Raw genomic sequence first — 14456 nt, 5'->3', positions numbered from 1 at the left:
AGCTTTGGCGGTAGCCGCCATCCATAGCGGATAGTCACCTTGGTCCAGTCGATCCTGTTCTTCGCCCTCGGCTTTCTTTGCGCAGCGTTTTTGGCATTGCTGATCGCTCCGGCCATCTGGCGCCGGGCCGTCGCGCTGACGCGCAGGCGGGTCGAGGCTTCGATGCCGCTGACGCTGGCCGAAATCCAGGCGAACAAGGATCAGGTCAGAGCCGAGTTCGCAATGTCGACGCGACGCCTGGAGATGAGCGTCAAGACCCTGCAGGAGAAAGCAGCCGAGCAGCTGGTCGAGATCGGGCGCGGCCACGAGGCGCTCAAGGGGTTGGCGGTCGAGCGGAAGGACAAGAACCAGGCGCTTTCCGACCTCGAGGTGAGGACCGGGGAACTGCACCAGCGCGAGGAGCAGTTGCACCAGCTGTCCGAGAAACTGGCGCATATGGAACGCATGCTGGAGAAGCGCGCGCTCGAGCTGGAAAAGCTGGAGCATATGTATGACGATGCCAGCTTCGCCTCGAGCAACCGCCAGATCGAGCTGGTGGCGCGCGAGTCCGAGCTGGACAAGCTCGCCAACGACATTGCCGTGCTGCGCGCCCAGCGCAAGGAAGCGGACAGGCGCAACCAGGAGATGACGGCCGAAAGCAAGGCCGCTCGCGAGGCGCTGAAGTCGGAGAAGAAGAGAACCGGCGAACTGGACAAGAGGGTCGAGCGCCTGCTCGCCACGCTTGCCGATCGCGAGGAGAAGCTCGACCGCCGTGAGAAGGAACTGGCGCGGCTTCGCGAGCGGGCGAAGGGCGAGACCACGGCGCCCGCTCCCGTGGCCCCGACGGCCGGCGTCAGCAGCAACGACATCGACAAGGCGATCGCCAGACTGGACGGCGAGCGCGAGCGACTGGAGGCGCGGCTGACGGCGCTGGCGCGCGAGAACAAGCGCCTCAAGACCGACCTTGCCGCCCACGAGACGTCGAGGTCCGGGGCCAGCAGCGATGCCCGTGGCGCAAGCGCTGCGCTGCGCGACCAGATGAACGAACTGGCGGCGGAAGTCGTCAGCCTGACGATGAAGCTGGACGGACCGGATTCGCCCATCGCCAAGGCGCTGGCCTCTCCGCCCCGCGAAGGGCGCCCGGCCAATGGAGAAGGCGTCACCAGCCTTGCCGATCGCGTGCGGGCGCTGCAAAAGGCGCATTCGCCGAACGGAAAGTAGCGCACGCCGCAACCTGCTTGCACTCAGGGCTGGGCATCACCATGTCCGATGCGATGATCCTCCGTGCGGTCGCCGCGATATTCCTGCTCGCTCTCTGGCTCTTTTGTCCGCTGCTTTCCGCGCTGTTGGATGTCGCGACGTCGCTGTGGGATATCACCGAAATAGCCCACGATGCGCGATCGAGGGCAACCGGCGCTCCAGTGCCGCTCGCAGACGACATGGAAGTCTTCAGGATCGAGGCCGCGCCAACTGAGATCGGCACGACACGCATCGTTCCGAAACCAGGTCAGCCTTCGACCACACTGTCCCTCATGGGCGACATTCGTCAGCCGCCGCGCGAAAAATGATGCAGCGCGATGGCCGAGGCGGCTGCGACGTTGAGGCTGTCGAAGCCTTGCGCCATGGCAATCCGCACCGTGCGCAAGCGGGAGAGCAGAGCCTCGGGCAGGCCTTCGCCTTCGGTGCCGAGATAGAGCGCCAGCCGGTCCGTCCTCTGCGCATCGCGAATGTCGGTCTCGCCGCGCGGCGACAGGGCGAACTGGCCAAAGCCCAGCCGGTCGAGCAGGGCGGTGATGTGGCCGGCGTCGCCGAAGGATGCGAAGGGGACCTTCAGCGCGGCGCCGACCGAGACGCGGATCGCCTTGCGGTACAGAGGATCGCAACAGGTCGCGTCCATCAAGACCGCATCGGCGCCGAAGGCGGCGGCGTTGCGGAAGATCGAGCCCATATTGTCGTGATTGGCGATGCCGACGAGGACGACGACCAGCGCGCCGGCGGGCAGGGTAGCCAGCAAACTCTCGGCGGGTTGTTCGGCGCCCCTGCTGCCGATCGCCAGAATGCCGCGATGCATGTGGAATCCGGCGATCCTGTCAATGATCTCGCCGCTGGCGACATAGACGGGGAGAGCAGGAGCAGCCTTGCGCAAGGTGCTCTCGAGACCAGCCAGCCGGTTTTCCAGGACCAGCACCGATTCGACGGCGAAGCGGCCCGCCGAGAAGAGCACGTCGAGCACCACCTTGCCTTCGGCGACGAAACGGCCGTGACGGCCAACGAGATCGCGCTCGCGGATATCGAGATAGGCAGCGACACGCGGGTCCCGCGGATCGTCGATGCGGATAATGTCCATGCGTGCCTCGACCGGCGAAAATTCGTCAGCGAGGTAAGGGGTGATCGGACGCGCCGGTCAAGCCCCGGCGCGACGCAGGCGATGGGCCATCCGCGATAGATCGCCGTCGCCGAAAATGCCGTCCAGCATGCGGAGCAACTCGCGCGCGGCTTCCGACTTGCAGGAATAGTAGATCATCTGCCGGTCGCGACGGGTCTCGACGAGGTCGAGTCCGCGCAGCTTCGCCAGATGCTGAGACAGGGCGGACTGGCTCAGCTGGACCTTTTCGGCGATGGCGCCGACCGACATTTCGCCGTCGACCAGATAGCTCATGATCAACAGCCGTTTCTCGTTGCCCATGAGCGTCAGAAACGTGGCTGCCGATTCGGCGTTTGCGATTAGCTTGCTCGAGATCATCGATGCCCCATGCTTTTCAGCTCATCCAGACGCTATGGGGGCAATAGCGTCTGATTCCATAAACTCACGTGTGGGTGCGCGCTCGTGAATCAGCGTCACACCAAAAGGGTAGAACATTTCTTCCAAATCTCAAGACTTGCTTTTGATTCTAGGCGATTAACTATCGCCCTTGTGAATAGCCGGCGGCGCGACCGGTCTTTGCCATGTCGACCAGCACCGTTCGCAGATCGCGCGCGGCCTTCAGCGGTTCAGCAAAGAACACCCGGCATACGCTATCGCCAGCCGCAAGGTCCATGCCTTCGGCGTCGAAGCCGGTGGCGACCCAGCCGTCACCCTCGGCCCTGGCGAAATGAAGCGCATAGACGGCGATCGCGTCGAGATGGTCGGCATTCATGTGGTCGAGTGCCGATTGCTCGCCTGCGGCCAGGTCCTCGACAATCGGTCCGGCGATGATGAGGTCGGCGCGATCGAGCAGATAGGCCTTGCCGAAGCCGCCATTGAGGCTGGCACGCTCGGGTTCGAGCCGGAAAATGGAGAAGTCGCCAAGCCCGGCGTAGAGCCTTGCCTTGGGATTGCGGTTGAGATAGCGCCGCTCGGCGCGCTGGTGCTCTTCCGCCCCATGCTCCAGCCGCCTCGCCCGGCAGACCAGCGTTATGCGCGGATGCGCCAGCGGATCGCCCTTGCCGGGTTCGCCGACCAGCAGCGAACAGCGCGGGTCGGCAAGCAGCGCGCCGGTATGCGCCGACAGCATCGAGACCAGGATCAGCGGCGCGCCGTCACTGTCGGTGGCAACGCCGACCCGGCTCGCCAGCGGCGCTCCGGTGCCGGGCTCGATCACCGCCAGCGCGCCGAAGCGAGCGCTACGGATCAGCGTCTTCGCCAGCCTCACCGCTTCGGCATCGGTCTCGCGGATGACGTCCTTTTTACGATCTACCAAGAGCGCTCACCGTTTAAGCTGATTTTTCTGCTGCGCTTATCATCCGATCACGCCGGATTTGACAAGGGCCGCAATCTCGCTTCCGGCGACGCCGAAACGCGCAAGAACCGTCTCCGGCTTGAGATCACGATCGGTCGGCGCGGCGCCGATCGTCGACGGCGTTTGCGAGAAGCGTGGCGCCGGAGCGGGGCGATCGAGGTCGCCCGATCTGACAAAGGCGCCACGGGCGCGATTGTGCGGATGGTCTCTGGCTTCCCGCAAGGACAGCACCGGCGCGACGCAGGCATCGGTCGCGGCGAAGACCGTCTCCCAGTCGTCGCGCGTCTTCTGCCTCATGCGCGCGGCGATTTCGGCGCGCATCGCCGGCCATATGCTCCTGTCGTACTGGCCATGCGCGAAACGCTGGTCGAGCGGCAACAGCCTGGCGAATTCGGCGAAGAAGCGGGGCTCGAGGCAGCCGACCGCGACATGGCGCGCGTCCGCCGTCTCGTAGGTGTCGTAGAAGGGCGCGCCGGAATCGAGCAGGTTGACGCCGCGTTCGTCCCTCCACAGGCCGGCGGCCATGAAGGCGTGCACCGGCGTTGCCAGCATGGAAGCGCCTTCGACCATGGCGGCGTCGATCACCTGGCCCTTGCCGGAACGCGAGCGCTGGAACAAGGCGGCGAGCAGGCCGGCGATCAGCATCATGGCGCCGCCGCCATAATCGGCGACGAGGTTGAGCGGCGGGACCGGCGGGCTTGCCTGCCTGCCGATGGCGTGCAGCAGGCCGGAATAGGCCAGATAGGTGATGTCGTGGCCGGCGCGGCCCGACAGCGGCCCGTCCTGGCCAAAACCAGTCATGCGGCCGTAGATCAGCGCGGGATTGCGCGCCAGCGCCGCATCCGGTCCAAGGCCAAGCCGCTCCATGACGCCGGGCCGATAGCCCTCGATCAGCATGTCGGTCTTTGCGACCAGACCGAGCAGCAGTTCTCTGCCTTCGCCGCGCTTGAGATCGATGCGCAGGACGGAGCGGCCGTGGCGGTCGAGATCGTATTCGGCCGGCAGATCCAGCAAAGGCGGACTTGCGCCGATGCGCTCGATGCGCAGCACCTCGGCGCCCATTTCCGACAGTATCAGCCCCGCCAGCGGCACCGGGCCGAGACCGGCCATTTCGATCACCGTCAGACCGGCCAGCGGACCGGTCTTTCCGGCAGCGGAAATGCCGGTGTCCATCGCGGCTATTTGGGGGCCATGCGGATGGCGCCGTCGAGGCGGATGGTTTCGCCGTTCAGCATCTGGTTCTCGACGATGTGCAGCGCAAGTGCTGCATATTCGGAAGGCTCGCCGAGGCGGGACGGGAACGGCACCGCCGCACCAAGCGAATCCTGCACTTCCTGCGGCATGCCGGCCATCATCGGCGTCCGGAAGATGCCGGGCGCGATGGTGCAGACGCGGATGCCGGAACGGGCGAGGTCGCGGGCGACCGGCAGCGTCATGCCGACCACGCCGCCCTTGGAGGCCGAATAGGCGGCCTGGCCGATCTGGCCGTCATAGGCGGCGACCGATGCCGTGTTGACGATGACGCCGCGCTCGCCGCCATCCAGCGCATCAAGCTTGGCGGCGCGGTCGGCAACGAGGCGGATCATGTTGAAGGTGCCGATCAGGTTGATCTCGATCACCTTGCGGTACTGGCCGAGCGGGTGCGGGCCGTCCTTGCCGATCGTCTTCACGCCGATGGCGATGCCGGCGCAATTGACGAGGATGCGCGGCTCGCCGAGTTTTTGCGACACGTCCGCGATCGCGGCGGCGGCGCTGTCGCCGCTGCTGACGTCGCACTGGACGGCGATGCCGCCAATATCGTCGGCGACCTTCCTGGCGCGGTCGATGCCGACATCGAGGATGGCGACGCTGGCGCCCTTGGCGGCGAGGGCACGCGCCGTCGCCTCGCCGAGGCCGGAGCCGCCGCCGGTGACGATCGCTATCTGGCCATTCGGGTTCATGCCGGCATCCTCCACGCTTTTCCGGTCATGCTACGAAGGACGCCGCGAAGGCGCAACGGCAGACGGGGTCAATCGAAGTTTCAATCGAGATCAATCGGCATGCGCCGTTTGACCCGGGATCGATTGGCATGCGCCAATCGACCCGTGGATCAATCGTGCCGATTGACCGGGATCAATCGTGCCGATTGACCGGGATCAATCGTGTCGATTGACCCGTGGATCAGGCTATTGCCGGAATTTGTTCGGGCAAACGCGCCTGATCCGCATGGCCGACCTCGCCCGTCAGTTTGGCCACGGCGCCCGGTTTGATTTCGTGGTGAAGCAGCCTGTCGAGATCGACGGGGCGCGGCATGGAAATCTGACCGCGCGGGAAGCGCTTGAAGCCGAGCGGGCCATAATAGGGCTCGTCGCCGACCAGGATCACGGCCGGTGCGCCGGCCTTGGCGGCGGCTTCCAGCGCGATCGCCACAAGCCGGCGGCCGATGCCGAGATTCTTGAAGGCGGGGCGCACCGCAAGCGGTCCGAGCATCAGCGCGCGCCCGGCGCCGGCGGCGATACGCGTCATCCGCACCGAGGCGACGACGGTGTCGCCATCGACGGCGACGAAGGACATCGCGCGATCATGCCCTCCGGCCTCGCGGATCTTGTAGGCGGCAAGCACGAAACGGCCCGGCCCGAAGGCCTCGTCGTTAATGGCTTCGATCTCGGGGTCATGCGCCGGGGTTTCCGGCAGGTATTCGACGTCGGCAAGGCTCATGGTCTTCGCGTTCCGGTATGCGAGGAAAGGTTTGCTGCAAGCGGCAGCGTTCGCCAGTCAGCGCTTCATCAAGCGCGGGCGCCCTTTCGTCGTCGGTCGAACCGGATTGTGGCAAAGTCCAACATGCGGATTTTCCGCTAGCATCAATTTCCGGCCGCTGCAATCCGCCGTTTTCGTTCTTCGATTCCGGCAAAGTGACGGTCTGTTCGGCAGATCGCGTCTTCGGGATCGCCGCCGCGCGCCTACATGCAGCTCAAGCGTCAAGGAGATTTGCATGGGATTGCTGGTCGAAGGCAGGTGGCAGGATCGCTGGTATGAGACGGCCGACAATGGCGGCAGGTTCGTGCGGGCGCAGTCGCAATGGCGCGACTGGGTCACGCCCGACGGCGCGCCGGCAGAAGGTCGTACGCGCGGCTTCAAGGCCGAGCCCGGCCGCTACCATCTCTATGTCTCGCTCGCCTGTCCGTGGGCGCACAGGACGCTGATCTTCCGCGCCCTGAAGGGCCTGGAAGACGCAATCTCGGTCTCCATCGTGCACCATTTCATGGGTGCGCACGGATGGACCTTCCTTGCCGAGGACGGCGCCACCGGCGACACGCTGCATGGTCTCGATTTCCTGCACCAGGTCTACAGCAAGGCCGATCCGGCCTATTCGGGCCGGGTGACGGTGCCGGTGCTGTGGGACAGGAAGGAGGAAACGATCGTCTCGAACGAGTCTTCCGAGATCATCCGCATGCTCAATTCGGCTTTCGACGAATGGGGCGACAAGAGCGTCGATTTCTATCCCGTGGCGTTGCGCGCGGAGATCGACCGCGTCAACGCGCTGGTCTACCCGGCCATCAACAACGGCGTCTATCGCGCCGGCTTCGCCACCACGCAGGCCGCGTATGAGGAGGCGTTCGAAGAGCTGTTTTCGGCCCTCGACAACCTGGAGGATCGGCTGTCAAAGCAGCGCTATCTCGTTGGCGGCCGCATCACCGAGGCGGATTGGCGGCTGTTCACCACGCTGGTGCGCTTCGATCCGGTCTATGTCGGGCACTTCAAGTGCAATCTGCGCCGTATCGCCGACTATCCGAACCTGTCGAACTATCTGCGCGACCTTTACCAGGTGCCCGGCGTCTCGAAGACGGTCAATCTGCATCACATCAAGGCGCACTATTACGGCAGCCACAAGACGATCAACCCGACGGGCATCGTACCGGTCGGGCCGGAGCTCGACTATGGCGCGCCGCACGATCGGGCGTGGTTCGGGAAGGCTGCCTAGAATTACCAATAAGGCGAGATCTCGGCCTTCGCGAAAATCTCGGCGATCCGCCGTAGCGTTGCAGGCGTCGTCGCTTCCGGCAAACGGTCGAGCGGGAAGAAACCCGCCTCGGCGATCTCGTGGTCGGGCGCTTTCGGCGCGGTCTGTTTGAAGCTCTCGATCAGATAGAAGCCGACATGGTCGCGCCTGCTGGAGCGACGGTTGAAATGCACCGACTTCAGCACAGGCGCGGCCGCAATCGTGATGTTGCCCTCCTCGGCCAGCTCGCGCGCCAGGGCCTCCAGAAGCGTTTCGCCGACCTCGACGCCGCCGCCCGGCAGCTGCCAGCCCGGCACATAGGTGTGGCGGATCAGGAAGACGCTGTTCGAGGCGCGATCGTGAACCAGGCCGCGCACACCGAGCGTCATCGGCCGCCTGAGCAGGAACAACAGATGGAACAGTCTTGCCCTGAGCCCCGGCCAGCCGGTCTGACGCATGGCCTGTTCCGGATCGAGGGGTTCCGTCACCGGGAGAACCGCGAGCCGGCGCAAAACCATGAGTGGAAAGCAGGCAGCGGCTCGCTTATGAAGAAGCTATGTTCAGGCTCGCGCATATTTCCGATGTCCATCTGGGGCCGCTTCCCGGTGTAACCTATCGCGAACTCGCCTCCAAGCGCGTGGTCGGCTACGTCAACTGGCAGCGCAACCGCCGCCGCCACATGCATGACGCGGTGATCGACACGATCGTCGCCGACCTCAAGGCCAGCCAGCCGGACCACCTCGCCGTCACCGGCGACCTGGTCAATCTGGCGCTCGACGGCGAGATCGAGATGGCCAGGCACTGGCTGGAGACGCTGGGCTCGCCCGATAACGTTTCGGTCGTGCCCGGAAATCACGATGCCTATGTGCCGGGCGCCTTCGACAAGGTCTGCCGGTCATGGGCGGCGTGGATGAGCGGCGACGGCACCGGCGGGCCGGTCGACCGCAATGCCTTTCCCTATCTGCGCGTGCGCGGCAATGTCGCGCTGATCGGCGTTTCGACGGCGCGCGCCACCGCGCCGTTCATGGCCAACGGCTTCTTCAGGGCAGGCCAGGCGCGAAGGCTCGGCAAGATACTGGACGCAACGGCCGGCAGCGGCCTTTTCCGGGTGGTCATGATCCACCATCCGCCGGTGCGCGGCGCCGTTTCCCAATACAAGCGCCTGTTCGGCATCGAGCTCTTCCAGCGGACGGTAAATCGGCATGGCGCCGAGCTTGTCCTGCACGGCCATTCGCACGATCCGAGCCTGTTCTTCATCGGCACTCGCGGTGTCAGGATCCCGGTCGTCGGTGTCGCCGCGGCCGGGCAGGGGCTCGGCGGCAGGCACCCGGCGGCGCAGTACAATCTGGTCGACATCGAAGGCGAAAAGGGCGACTGGCAGGTCCGCCTGACCCGGCGCGGGCTGACTGGACCGGCAATGCCGCCGTCGGACCTGCAGGTGATCGAACTGGGAGCCGATGCCGAGGCATCGCGCCCATTGGTCAAAAGCTGATCTTCATCGCCGCGAGACGATCCCAGAACAGTACGAGCGATACGGCTAGCCCGACCAGTGCGCCGGCCGCAATCAGGCCGAGACCGGACAGGACAGCCGACCAGGCCCTGCCGCGCCGGGCCGCCCGCAAAGGCGGTTCGGCTTCCGTCACCAAGGCGCGCTGCAGCCTCGGAATGGCATGTTCGGCACCGCCTTCCATCATCCGCTGTCGCTCGACGACGCGCTCTGCCACATAGCGTGTCACCTGATCGGCGACGACCTTCATCTCGCTCGATTCAGCGAGGACCACGCGGCCGATGCGCGTGTCCCTGAGGAAGCGATAGGTGCGACGGTCGCGGCCCATGGCGACGTGGCTGACGGCATCGATCCACAGGCGCGGCTGCAGACCTGACGAGACCGCGAAGTCGAAATTGTCCATGTCGGTGGGCACCTCGGCAAAGACAGGGGCGAGCTCGGCGGCAAGCAGATCGAGCCGCATGCGGTGCGCATCGCGCATGTCGACGACGATATCGTCGCGATCGGCGAAAGCGTTCTTCACGTCGCGGATGGCGTCGGACAGCTTGTGCGACGCCTCGATCGGGGTGGTTTTCTCGCCTGCGTCCTTCATCGGCGGCTGCCTCGCGGTTGGTTAACAGCGGGTTAACACAGTCGCCGGCAAAATGCACTGCCGAGATGGCGGTTCAGCCTTGCCGCCCTTACGCCATGGCCGAGCGCCTGGGGCGCCGACTTGTGTTGCGACGCACGGCGGAAGCGACCAGATCGGATGCTTCCTCGACCAGCATATGGCCGGCTTCCAGCACATGATGCAGGTGAAAATGCTCCGGCAAGTCGTCAGCCTGGGCAACCGGCAGCATGGCGTCGTCCGTGCCCCAGACCACCATCACCGGCATGGCGAGCGTGCCCAACTGTTCGCGCGGAATGGCGCCTTGCCGATCGTCCTTGGTCATCACGGCGGCGATCTCGACAAGCTTCTGCACCTGACCGGGGCGTTCGCGCATCTCGGCAAGCGTATCCACAATGTCTTCCGGGGGCAGTTCCCCTGGTCCGGACATGGCGGCCAAACAGGTACGGACCTCGTTTCTGCCGGCGGCAGCCGCATAGCGGCGCAACAGCGGCCCGTTGATCTCCGTGCCAAATCCACCCGGCGCCAGAAGCGTCAGCGAGGCTACCCTTTCGGGCTCGCTCAACGCCATCAGGGTCGCGACCGCGCCGCCCATCGAATGGCCGACGAGATGCACTTTCTTCCTTCCGCGTGTCGCCAGGTCGGCGAGAATGGCCTTGGCAGCGGAGCGCGCCGATGTGCCTGGGACACCGAGCGAATGGCCGTGGCCGGGCAGGTCGTAGGCAAGCGTCCGCAGACCGGGAGACAGCGTCGAGATCACCCGGCGCCAGACATCATGGCACCCGCCAAAGCCGTGCAGGAAAACGACAACTTTCGAGCCGGCGCCCCGTTCGGCGGCATAAACGGAAGAATCCATGAAAATATGAGTTTGCCCAAGCCCAAGCGACCGAACGGGCGCCCGTAGTCAAATTGTGGCTCGATTGCTCTTTGTCCAGAGCAACAGCCAGTAAATTTTCTGCGATCAGTCGCGCCAGTCTAGTACAATTTAGCTGGGGTTACCAAGGCCTGCTGCATGCAAAGCTTGGACCAACCTGTCGGTGAGATCGGCGGGGTATTTCCGGTCGACGAAGGTCGCGCGCGGATCGGCGGCGAATTTCGGGAATTTGGCGACGAGTTCGTCGACCAACTGGCCGGCCAACTGGTCGCGGCCGGCAAGCTTGGCGCCGATCAGGCGCGCGGCCAGATAATGCGACTTGGTTGCGGTCGTGCGCAACGATTCACTGGCGATGGCAGCTTGCCTCGTATCGCCCAGCATGAATGCTCCGACAAAAAGTCCGTAGTCCCACCATGTCGGATGGCCGCTGAAGGTCTCGACGGCGTGCGCCATGATAGGGGTACCTTCGCTGTACCTGCCGGCGAAGACCAGGCCGTAGCCGTAGGCCGCGGCCATGCCGAGATCGTAAGGGTTCAGCTCGTGGGCCTTGCGCATCCAGCGTATCGCTTCATCCGTATTGCCGAGGCGCGAATTGAGATAGCCATAGGCGCGATGCGCATAGGGGCTGGTCGGCCCGATCTGCACGGCGCGATGGGCAAACGACATCGCCTGCTCGATCGTGGCGCCGGAGGGGTAGGCGTAGTGATCGGTGACGGCCTCGAGATGCAGGGAGGCAAGCTCTGAATAGACGAGTGACGATCGTGCACCCTGGCGGGCCAGATCCTCGAGGCAACGGTAGGCGGCCTCATGCGTCGTGGCGCTTTGATCGAGATAGTATCTGTCGTTGAGCACCAGGCATTGCGTCAGGCCGGTGCCGAGACCGCCTTGATCGATATAGCCGTAGATCGGCCCGGAGGCCGGAATGGTCGAGGTCAGTATGTTGGCGACGCTGTCCTCGACGGCGTCTGGCGCATTGTCCTCGGCCGTCAGGTTGCGCGACAGAAGCACCCTGCCGGTAGCGACGTTCTGCAGCTCGATCGTTACGTCGCTCGGCGTGGGTCCAGGCACGATGTCGAATACGAAGCTGGTGGCGTCGGCGGCCGGATCGTGGGTGCCGTCGGCGTCGCGTCCAATGAAGTCTATGGTGTCGAAACCGGCAAGGCCGGAGCGCAGCGAAGCGGCGACGCGTGCAGCTTCCGGACTGCCCGCCTTCACGGCGATGTAGATCAAAGGCAGGTTCTCCGCCGGCGGCGAAGCGACGCTGCTGGTCGCCGTCGTCTCGACCGTCGAGGCGGTATCCGCGCCGCCGAGCAAGGCATCGCCACCCTGGCGAAGGATGAGCACGCCCAGCATGGCGATGACGAGGGCGAACGCGCCCCAGAAAAAGCGCAGGTGGCGTGTGAGCGAAGGAGCAGGCGCGGAAGCCGCAGGCGGCGACATCAGCGGCGCCTGAGCAAGGCCGGGTTCTTCGGGCAATCCCGGCGCGACGATGGCCGAAGCGGCGCTCTCCGCCTGCCTTTGTTCGTCCGGCAGGCGAATGGCATTCAGCTCATAGGAGGGAACATAGCCGCCGCGCGGGATGGCGATACGCACCGGTTCGGCAATGCCTTCATTGGCGAAATAGTGCTGCAGAAGCTCGCGCAGCCTGCCCGCCTGCACGCGCACCACGGCATCGGTCGACGGGTCGAAGTCGCCGTCCCTGCCGAAAACATCCATGGCGATGGAGAAGCCCTTGAGCCGGTCGCCTTCGCCGGCCTGCTCGCGCTCGACCAGATAGCGCAGCAGCTTTCGGGCACGCTCCGAGCGTCCGAATGTTTCGCTGGCAAGCAGTCGCTCAAGTGTCTCGCGCACTGCGGGGGCGGCAGGCGTGGCATGCTGCAAGTGTCGAACCTCTCGAAGTCGGCACAGGTTAGGGCGCGATCATATAGTGATGGGACTGCCGCACAAGCATACTTGTATTATGCTATCGCGTAAGCCACCGGATAATTGCCCATGGTTAACGGGGCCGGTATCGCAATGCGTGCGGAGCGCCGCGGACGTGCGACGCTCCGGGTAGGCATTGATCAGCCCGCCTTGCGGCCGACGATGCGGTTGGCGGCCGAGACCACAGCCTCCAGCGAAGCGGCGACGATGTTGGTGTTGATGCCGGCGCCGAACAGCTTGCCGCCGGGGTGCTCCATCTCGACATAGGAGATGGCGGAGGCATTCGAGCCGCGCTGCAGCGAATGTTCGGAATAGTCGAGCACCGACATCTCGACGCCGACATGGCGCGACAGCGCATCGACGAACCCATCGATCGGGCCGGTGCCGGTGCCGGTGATGGTCACCTCTTTGCCCTTGTCGAGGATCACCGCCTCGATCACGCGCCGGCCCTTCACCTCGGTGTCGGGATAGGTTTGGTGGTCGATGAATTTCAGCCGGGCGCGGGGCTGGTCGACATAGGTATCGAGGAAGCGCTCATGGATGCGCTTGGCCGGCACTTCCTTGCCTTCGGCGTCGGTGATCGCCTGGATGGCCTGGCTGAACTCGATCTGCAGATTGCGCGGCAGATTGAGCCCGTAGTCGGCCTGCAGCACATAGGCGATGCCTCCCTTGCCGGACTGCGAGTTGATGCGAATGATCGCCTCGTAGGTGCGGCCGACATCGGCAGGGTCGATCGGCAGATAGGGCACTTCCCAGAGCGGCGTGTTGGCCTTCTTCAGCGCCTTCATGCCCTTGTTGATGGCGTCCTGGTGCGAGCCGGAAAAGGCGGTGTAGACCAGCTCGCCGACATATGGATGGCGCTCCGGGATTTTCAGCTGGTTCGAATATTCATAGACGTCCTTCATCCGGTTGATGTCGGAACAATCGAGCTCAGGATCGACGCCTTGTGTGTACATGTTGAGCGCCAGCGTGACGATGTCGACATTGCCGGTGCGCTCGCCATTGCCGAACAGCGTGCCCTCAACGCGGTCGGCGCCGGCCATCAGGCCGAGCTCGGTGGTGGCGATGCCGGTGCCGCGGTCGTTGTGCGGATGCAGCGAGACGATCAGGTTCTCGCGATTGTCGAGATTGCGGCACATCCACTCGATACGGTCGGCGTAGATGTTGGGCGTCGACATCTCGACCGTCGAAGGCAGATTGATGATCAGCTTGTTTTCAGCCGTCGGCTTCACGATCTCGGTTACCGCGTTGCAGATCTCCAGCGCGACTTCGAGCTCGGTGCCGGTGAAGCTCTCCGGCGAGTATTCAAAGCGATAGCCGCCGCCGGCCTTTGCCGCCATGTCGGTGATCATCTTGGCGGCGTCGGTGGCGATGCGCTTGATGCCGGCAACGTCCTTTTCGAAGACGACGCGGCGCTGCAATTCGCTGGTGGAGTTGTAGAAGTGCACGATCGGGTTGCTGGCATCCTTCAGCGCCTCGAAGGTGCGGGTGATCAGCTCCGGGCGGCATTGCACCAGCACCTGCAGCGAGACATCGGCCGGCACGTTGCCTTCCTCGATGCACCAGCGCGCGAAATCGAAATCGGTCTGCGAGGCCGAAGGGAAACCGATCTCGATCTCCTTGAAGCCCATGTCGAGCAGCAGCGCGAACATGCGCGCCTTGCGCTCATGGCCCATCGGGTCGATCAGCGCCTGGTTGCCGTCGCGCAGGTCGACCGAGCACCAGATCGGCGCCTTGTCGATGACCTTCGACGGCCAGGTGCGATCGGTGAGGCCGACGGTCGGGTAGGGTTGGTATTTGCGGGCGGCGTCCGTCATGCCCTTCTCGGCATGGTCAGCCTGAATGTCTTCTCGTGCGTTCATCGTCAT

Annotated in this window: 15 protein-coding genes; 4 read left to right on the top strand and 11 right to left on the bottom strand. The window is 64.7% G+C overall.

Going from position 1 to position 14456, the window contains the following annotated elements:
- Positions 1-39 precede the first annotated feature (39 nt).
- Both EN786_RS01745 and EN786_RS01740 read left to right on the top strand, forming a co-directional pair.
- Positions 40-1200 (top strand): hypothetical protein, encoded by a 1161-nt coding sequence (locus EN786_RS01745; protein ID WP_128346109.1) that lies wholly within the window; start codon positions 40-42, stop codon positions 1198-1200.
- Between the two features lie 41 nt (positions 1201-1241).
- Positions 1242-1547: a hypothetical protein gene (locus EN786_RS01740; protein WP_127310665.1), complete on the top strand. Its 306-nt coding sequence runs from the start codon at positions 1242-1244 to the stop codon at positions 1545-1547.
- On the opposite strand, the gene EN786_RS01735 is transcribed toward EN786_RS01740, so the two are convergent.
- The 6 genes from EN786_RS01735 to EN786_RS01710 form a co-directional block, all read right to left on the bottom strand.
- Entirely contained in the window at positions 1526-2326 is an 801-nt protein-coding gene (locus EN786_RS01735; protein ID WP_127310666.1) for an RNA methyltransferase, read from the bottom strand. The two genes, EN786_RS01740 and EN786_RS01735, sit on opposite strands and share 22 nt — an antisense overlap.
- 57 nt (positions 2327-2383) lie before the next feature.
- Complete coding sequence (locus EN786_RS01730) at positions 2384-2722, bottom strand: metalloregulator ArsR/SmtB family transcription factor (protein ID WP_127282265.1); 339 nt, start codon at positions 2720-2722, stop codon at positions 2384-2386.
- A 160-nt stretch (positions 2723-2882) separates the two neighbouring features.
- On the bottom strand, positions 2883-3659 hold the full coding sequence (locus EN786_RS01725; RefSeq protein WP_135907932.1) for a HugZ family protein: 777 nt from the start codon (positions 3657-3659) through the stop codon (positions 2883-2885).
- A gap of 39 nt (positions 3660-3698) precedes the next feature.
- Positions 3699-4871: a CaiB/BaiF CoA-transferase family protein gene (locus tag EN786_RS01720; RefSeq protein ID WP_127282263.1), complete on the bottom strand. Its 1173-nt coding sequence runs from the start codon at positions 4869-4871 to the stop codon at positions 3699-3701.
- A gap of 5 nt (positions 4872-4876) precedes the next feature.
- Complete coding sequence (locus EN786_RS01715; RefSeq protein WP_127282262.1) at positions 4877-5638, bottom strand: 3-hydroxyacyl-CoA dehydrogenase; 762 nt, start codon at positions 5636-5638, stop codon at positions 4877-4879.
- A 220-nt stretch (positions 5639-5858) separates the two neighbouring features.
- The gene (locus tag EN786_RS01710; RefSeq protein ID WP_127282261.1) at positions 5859-6395 is read right to left on the bottom strand and encodes an N-acetyltransferase; all 537 of its coding nucleotides are present in this window, start codon (positions 6393-6395) and stop codon (positions 5859-5861) included.
- Positions 6396-6669: 274 nt separating this feature from the next.
- Between EN786_RS01710 and EN786_RS01705 the strand changes: the two genes are divergently transcribed.
- A complete protein-coding gene (locus tag EN786_RS01705; protein WP_127282260.1) occupies positions 6670-7659 on the top strand; it encodes a glutathione S-transferase family protein in 990 nt (329 codons plus the stop codon).
- 2 nt (positions 7660-7661) lie between these two features.
- Here EN786_RS01705 and EN786_RS01700 read toward each other — a convergent pair whose 3' ends face one another.
- Positions 7662-8135: an NUDIX domain-containing protein gene (locus EN786_RS01700; RefSeq protein ID WP_189340357.1), complete on the bottom strand. Its 474-nt coding sequence runs from the start codon at positions 8133-8135 to the stop codon at positions 7662-7664.
- A 98-nt stretch (positions 8136-8233) separates the two neighbouring features.
- On the opposite strand from EN786_RS01700, the gene EN786_RS01695 reads away from it, so the two are divergent.
- Positions 8234-9169, top strand: a complete 936-nt coding sequence (locus tag EN786_RS01695; protein ID WP_127309611.1) for a metallophosphoesterase — start codon at positions 8234-8236, stop codon at positions 9167-9169.
- On the opposite strand, the gene EN786_RS01690 is transcribed toward EN786_RS01695, so the two are convergent.
- The 4 genes from EN786_RS01690 to leuA all read right to left on the bottom strand — a co-directional run bounded on the left by EN786_RS01690 (position 9159) and on the right by leuA (position 14450).
- Positions 9159-9776: a hypothetical protein gene (locus EN786_RS01690; protein ID WP_127282257.1), complete on the bottom strand. Its 618-nt coding sequence runs from the start codon at positions 9774-9776 to the stop codon at positions 9159-9161. The two genes, EN786_RS01695 and EN786_RS01690, sit on opposite strands and share 11 nt — an antisense overlap.
- Before the next feature lie 88 nt (positions 9777-9864).
- Entirely contained in the window at positions 9865-10647 is a 783-nt protein-coding gene (locus tag EN786_RS01685) for an alpha/beta fold hydrolase (RefSeq protein WP_127282256.1), read from the bottom strand.
- Between the two features lie 129 nt (positions 10648-10776).
- Positions 10777-12546 carry a hypothetical protein gene (locus EN786_RS01680; RefSeq protein ID WP_127282255.1) on the bottom strand — a complete coding sequence of 590 codons (1770 nt, stop codon included), beginning with the start codon at positions 12544-12546 and terminating at the stop codon, positions 10777-10779.
- Between the two features lie 182 nt (positions 12547-12728).
- Positions 12729-14450: a 2-isopropylmalate synthase gene (gene leuA, locus EN786_RS01675; RefSeq protein WP_127282254.1), complete on the bottom strand. Its 1722-nt coding sequence runs from the start codon at positions 14448-14450 to the stop codon at positions 12729-12731.
- Between the last annotated feature and the right edge of the window lie 6 nt (positions 14451-14456).

Origin of the sequence: Mesorhizobium sp. M4B.F.Ca.ET.143.01.1.1 (assembly GCF_004792275.1) — a bacterium.
GTDB classification, from domain to species: Bacteria; Pseudomonadota; Alphaproteobacteria; order Rhizobiales; family Rhizobiaceae; genus Mesorhizobium; species Mesorhizobium abyssinicae.
This window is presented reverse-complemented; position numbering and strand designations above follow the sequence as displayed.

Bases quoted from the DNA above. Each gene is read 5' to 3' on its own strand.
- EN786_RS01740 (WP_127310665.1), top strand. From the start codon at position 1,242: ATGTCCGATGCGATGATCCTCCGTGCGGTCGCCGCGATATTCCTGCTC.
- EN786_RS01735 (WP_127310666.1), bottom strand. From the start codon at position 2,326: ATGGACATTATCCGCATCGACGATCCGCGGGACCCGCGTGTCGCTGCC.
- EN786_RS01730 (WP_127282265.1), bottom strand. From the start codon at position 2,722: ATGATCTCGAGCAAGCTAATCGCAAACGCCGAATCGGCAGCCACGTTT.
- EN786_RS01720 (WP_127282263.1), bottom strand. From the start codon at position 4,871: ATGGACACCGGCATTTCCGCTGCCGGAAAGACCGGTCCGCTGGCCGGT.
- EN786_RS01715 (WP_127282262.1), bottom strand. From the start codon at position 5,638: ATGAACCCGAATGGCCAGATAGCGATCGTCACCGGCGGCGGCTCCGGC.
- EN786_RS01710 (WP_127282261.1), bottom strand. From the start codon at position 6,395: ATGAGCCTTGCCGACGTCGAATACCTGCCGGAAACCCCGGCGCATGAC.
- EN786_RS01705 (WP_127282260.1), top strand. From the start codon at position 6,670: ATGGGATTGCTGGTCGAAGGCAGGTGGCAGGATCGCTGGTATGAGACG.
- EN786_RS01700 (WP_189340357.1), bottom strand. From the start codon at position 8,135: ATGCGTCAGACCGGCTGGCCGGGGCTCAGGGCAAGACTGTTCCATCTG.
- EN786_RS01695 (WP_127309611.1), top strand. From the start codon at position 8,234: ATGTTCAGGCTCGCGCATATTTCCGATGTCCATCTGGGGCCGCTTCCC.
- EN786_RS01690 (WP_127282257.1), bottom strand. From the start codon at position 9,776: ATGAAGGACGCAGGCGAGAAAACCACCCCGATCGAGGCGTCGCACAAG.
- EN786_RS01685 (WP_127282256.1), bottom strand. From the start codon at position 10,647: ATGGATTCTTCCGTTTATGCCGCCGAACGGGGCGCCGGCTCGAAAGTT.
- leuA (WP_127282254.1), bottom strand. From the start codon at position 14,450: ATGAACGCACGAGAAGACATTCAGGCTGACCATGCCGAGAAGGGCATG.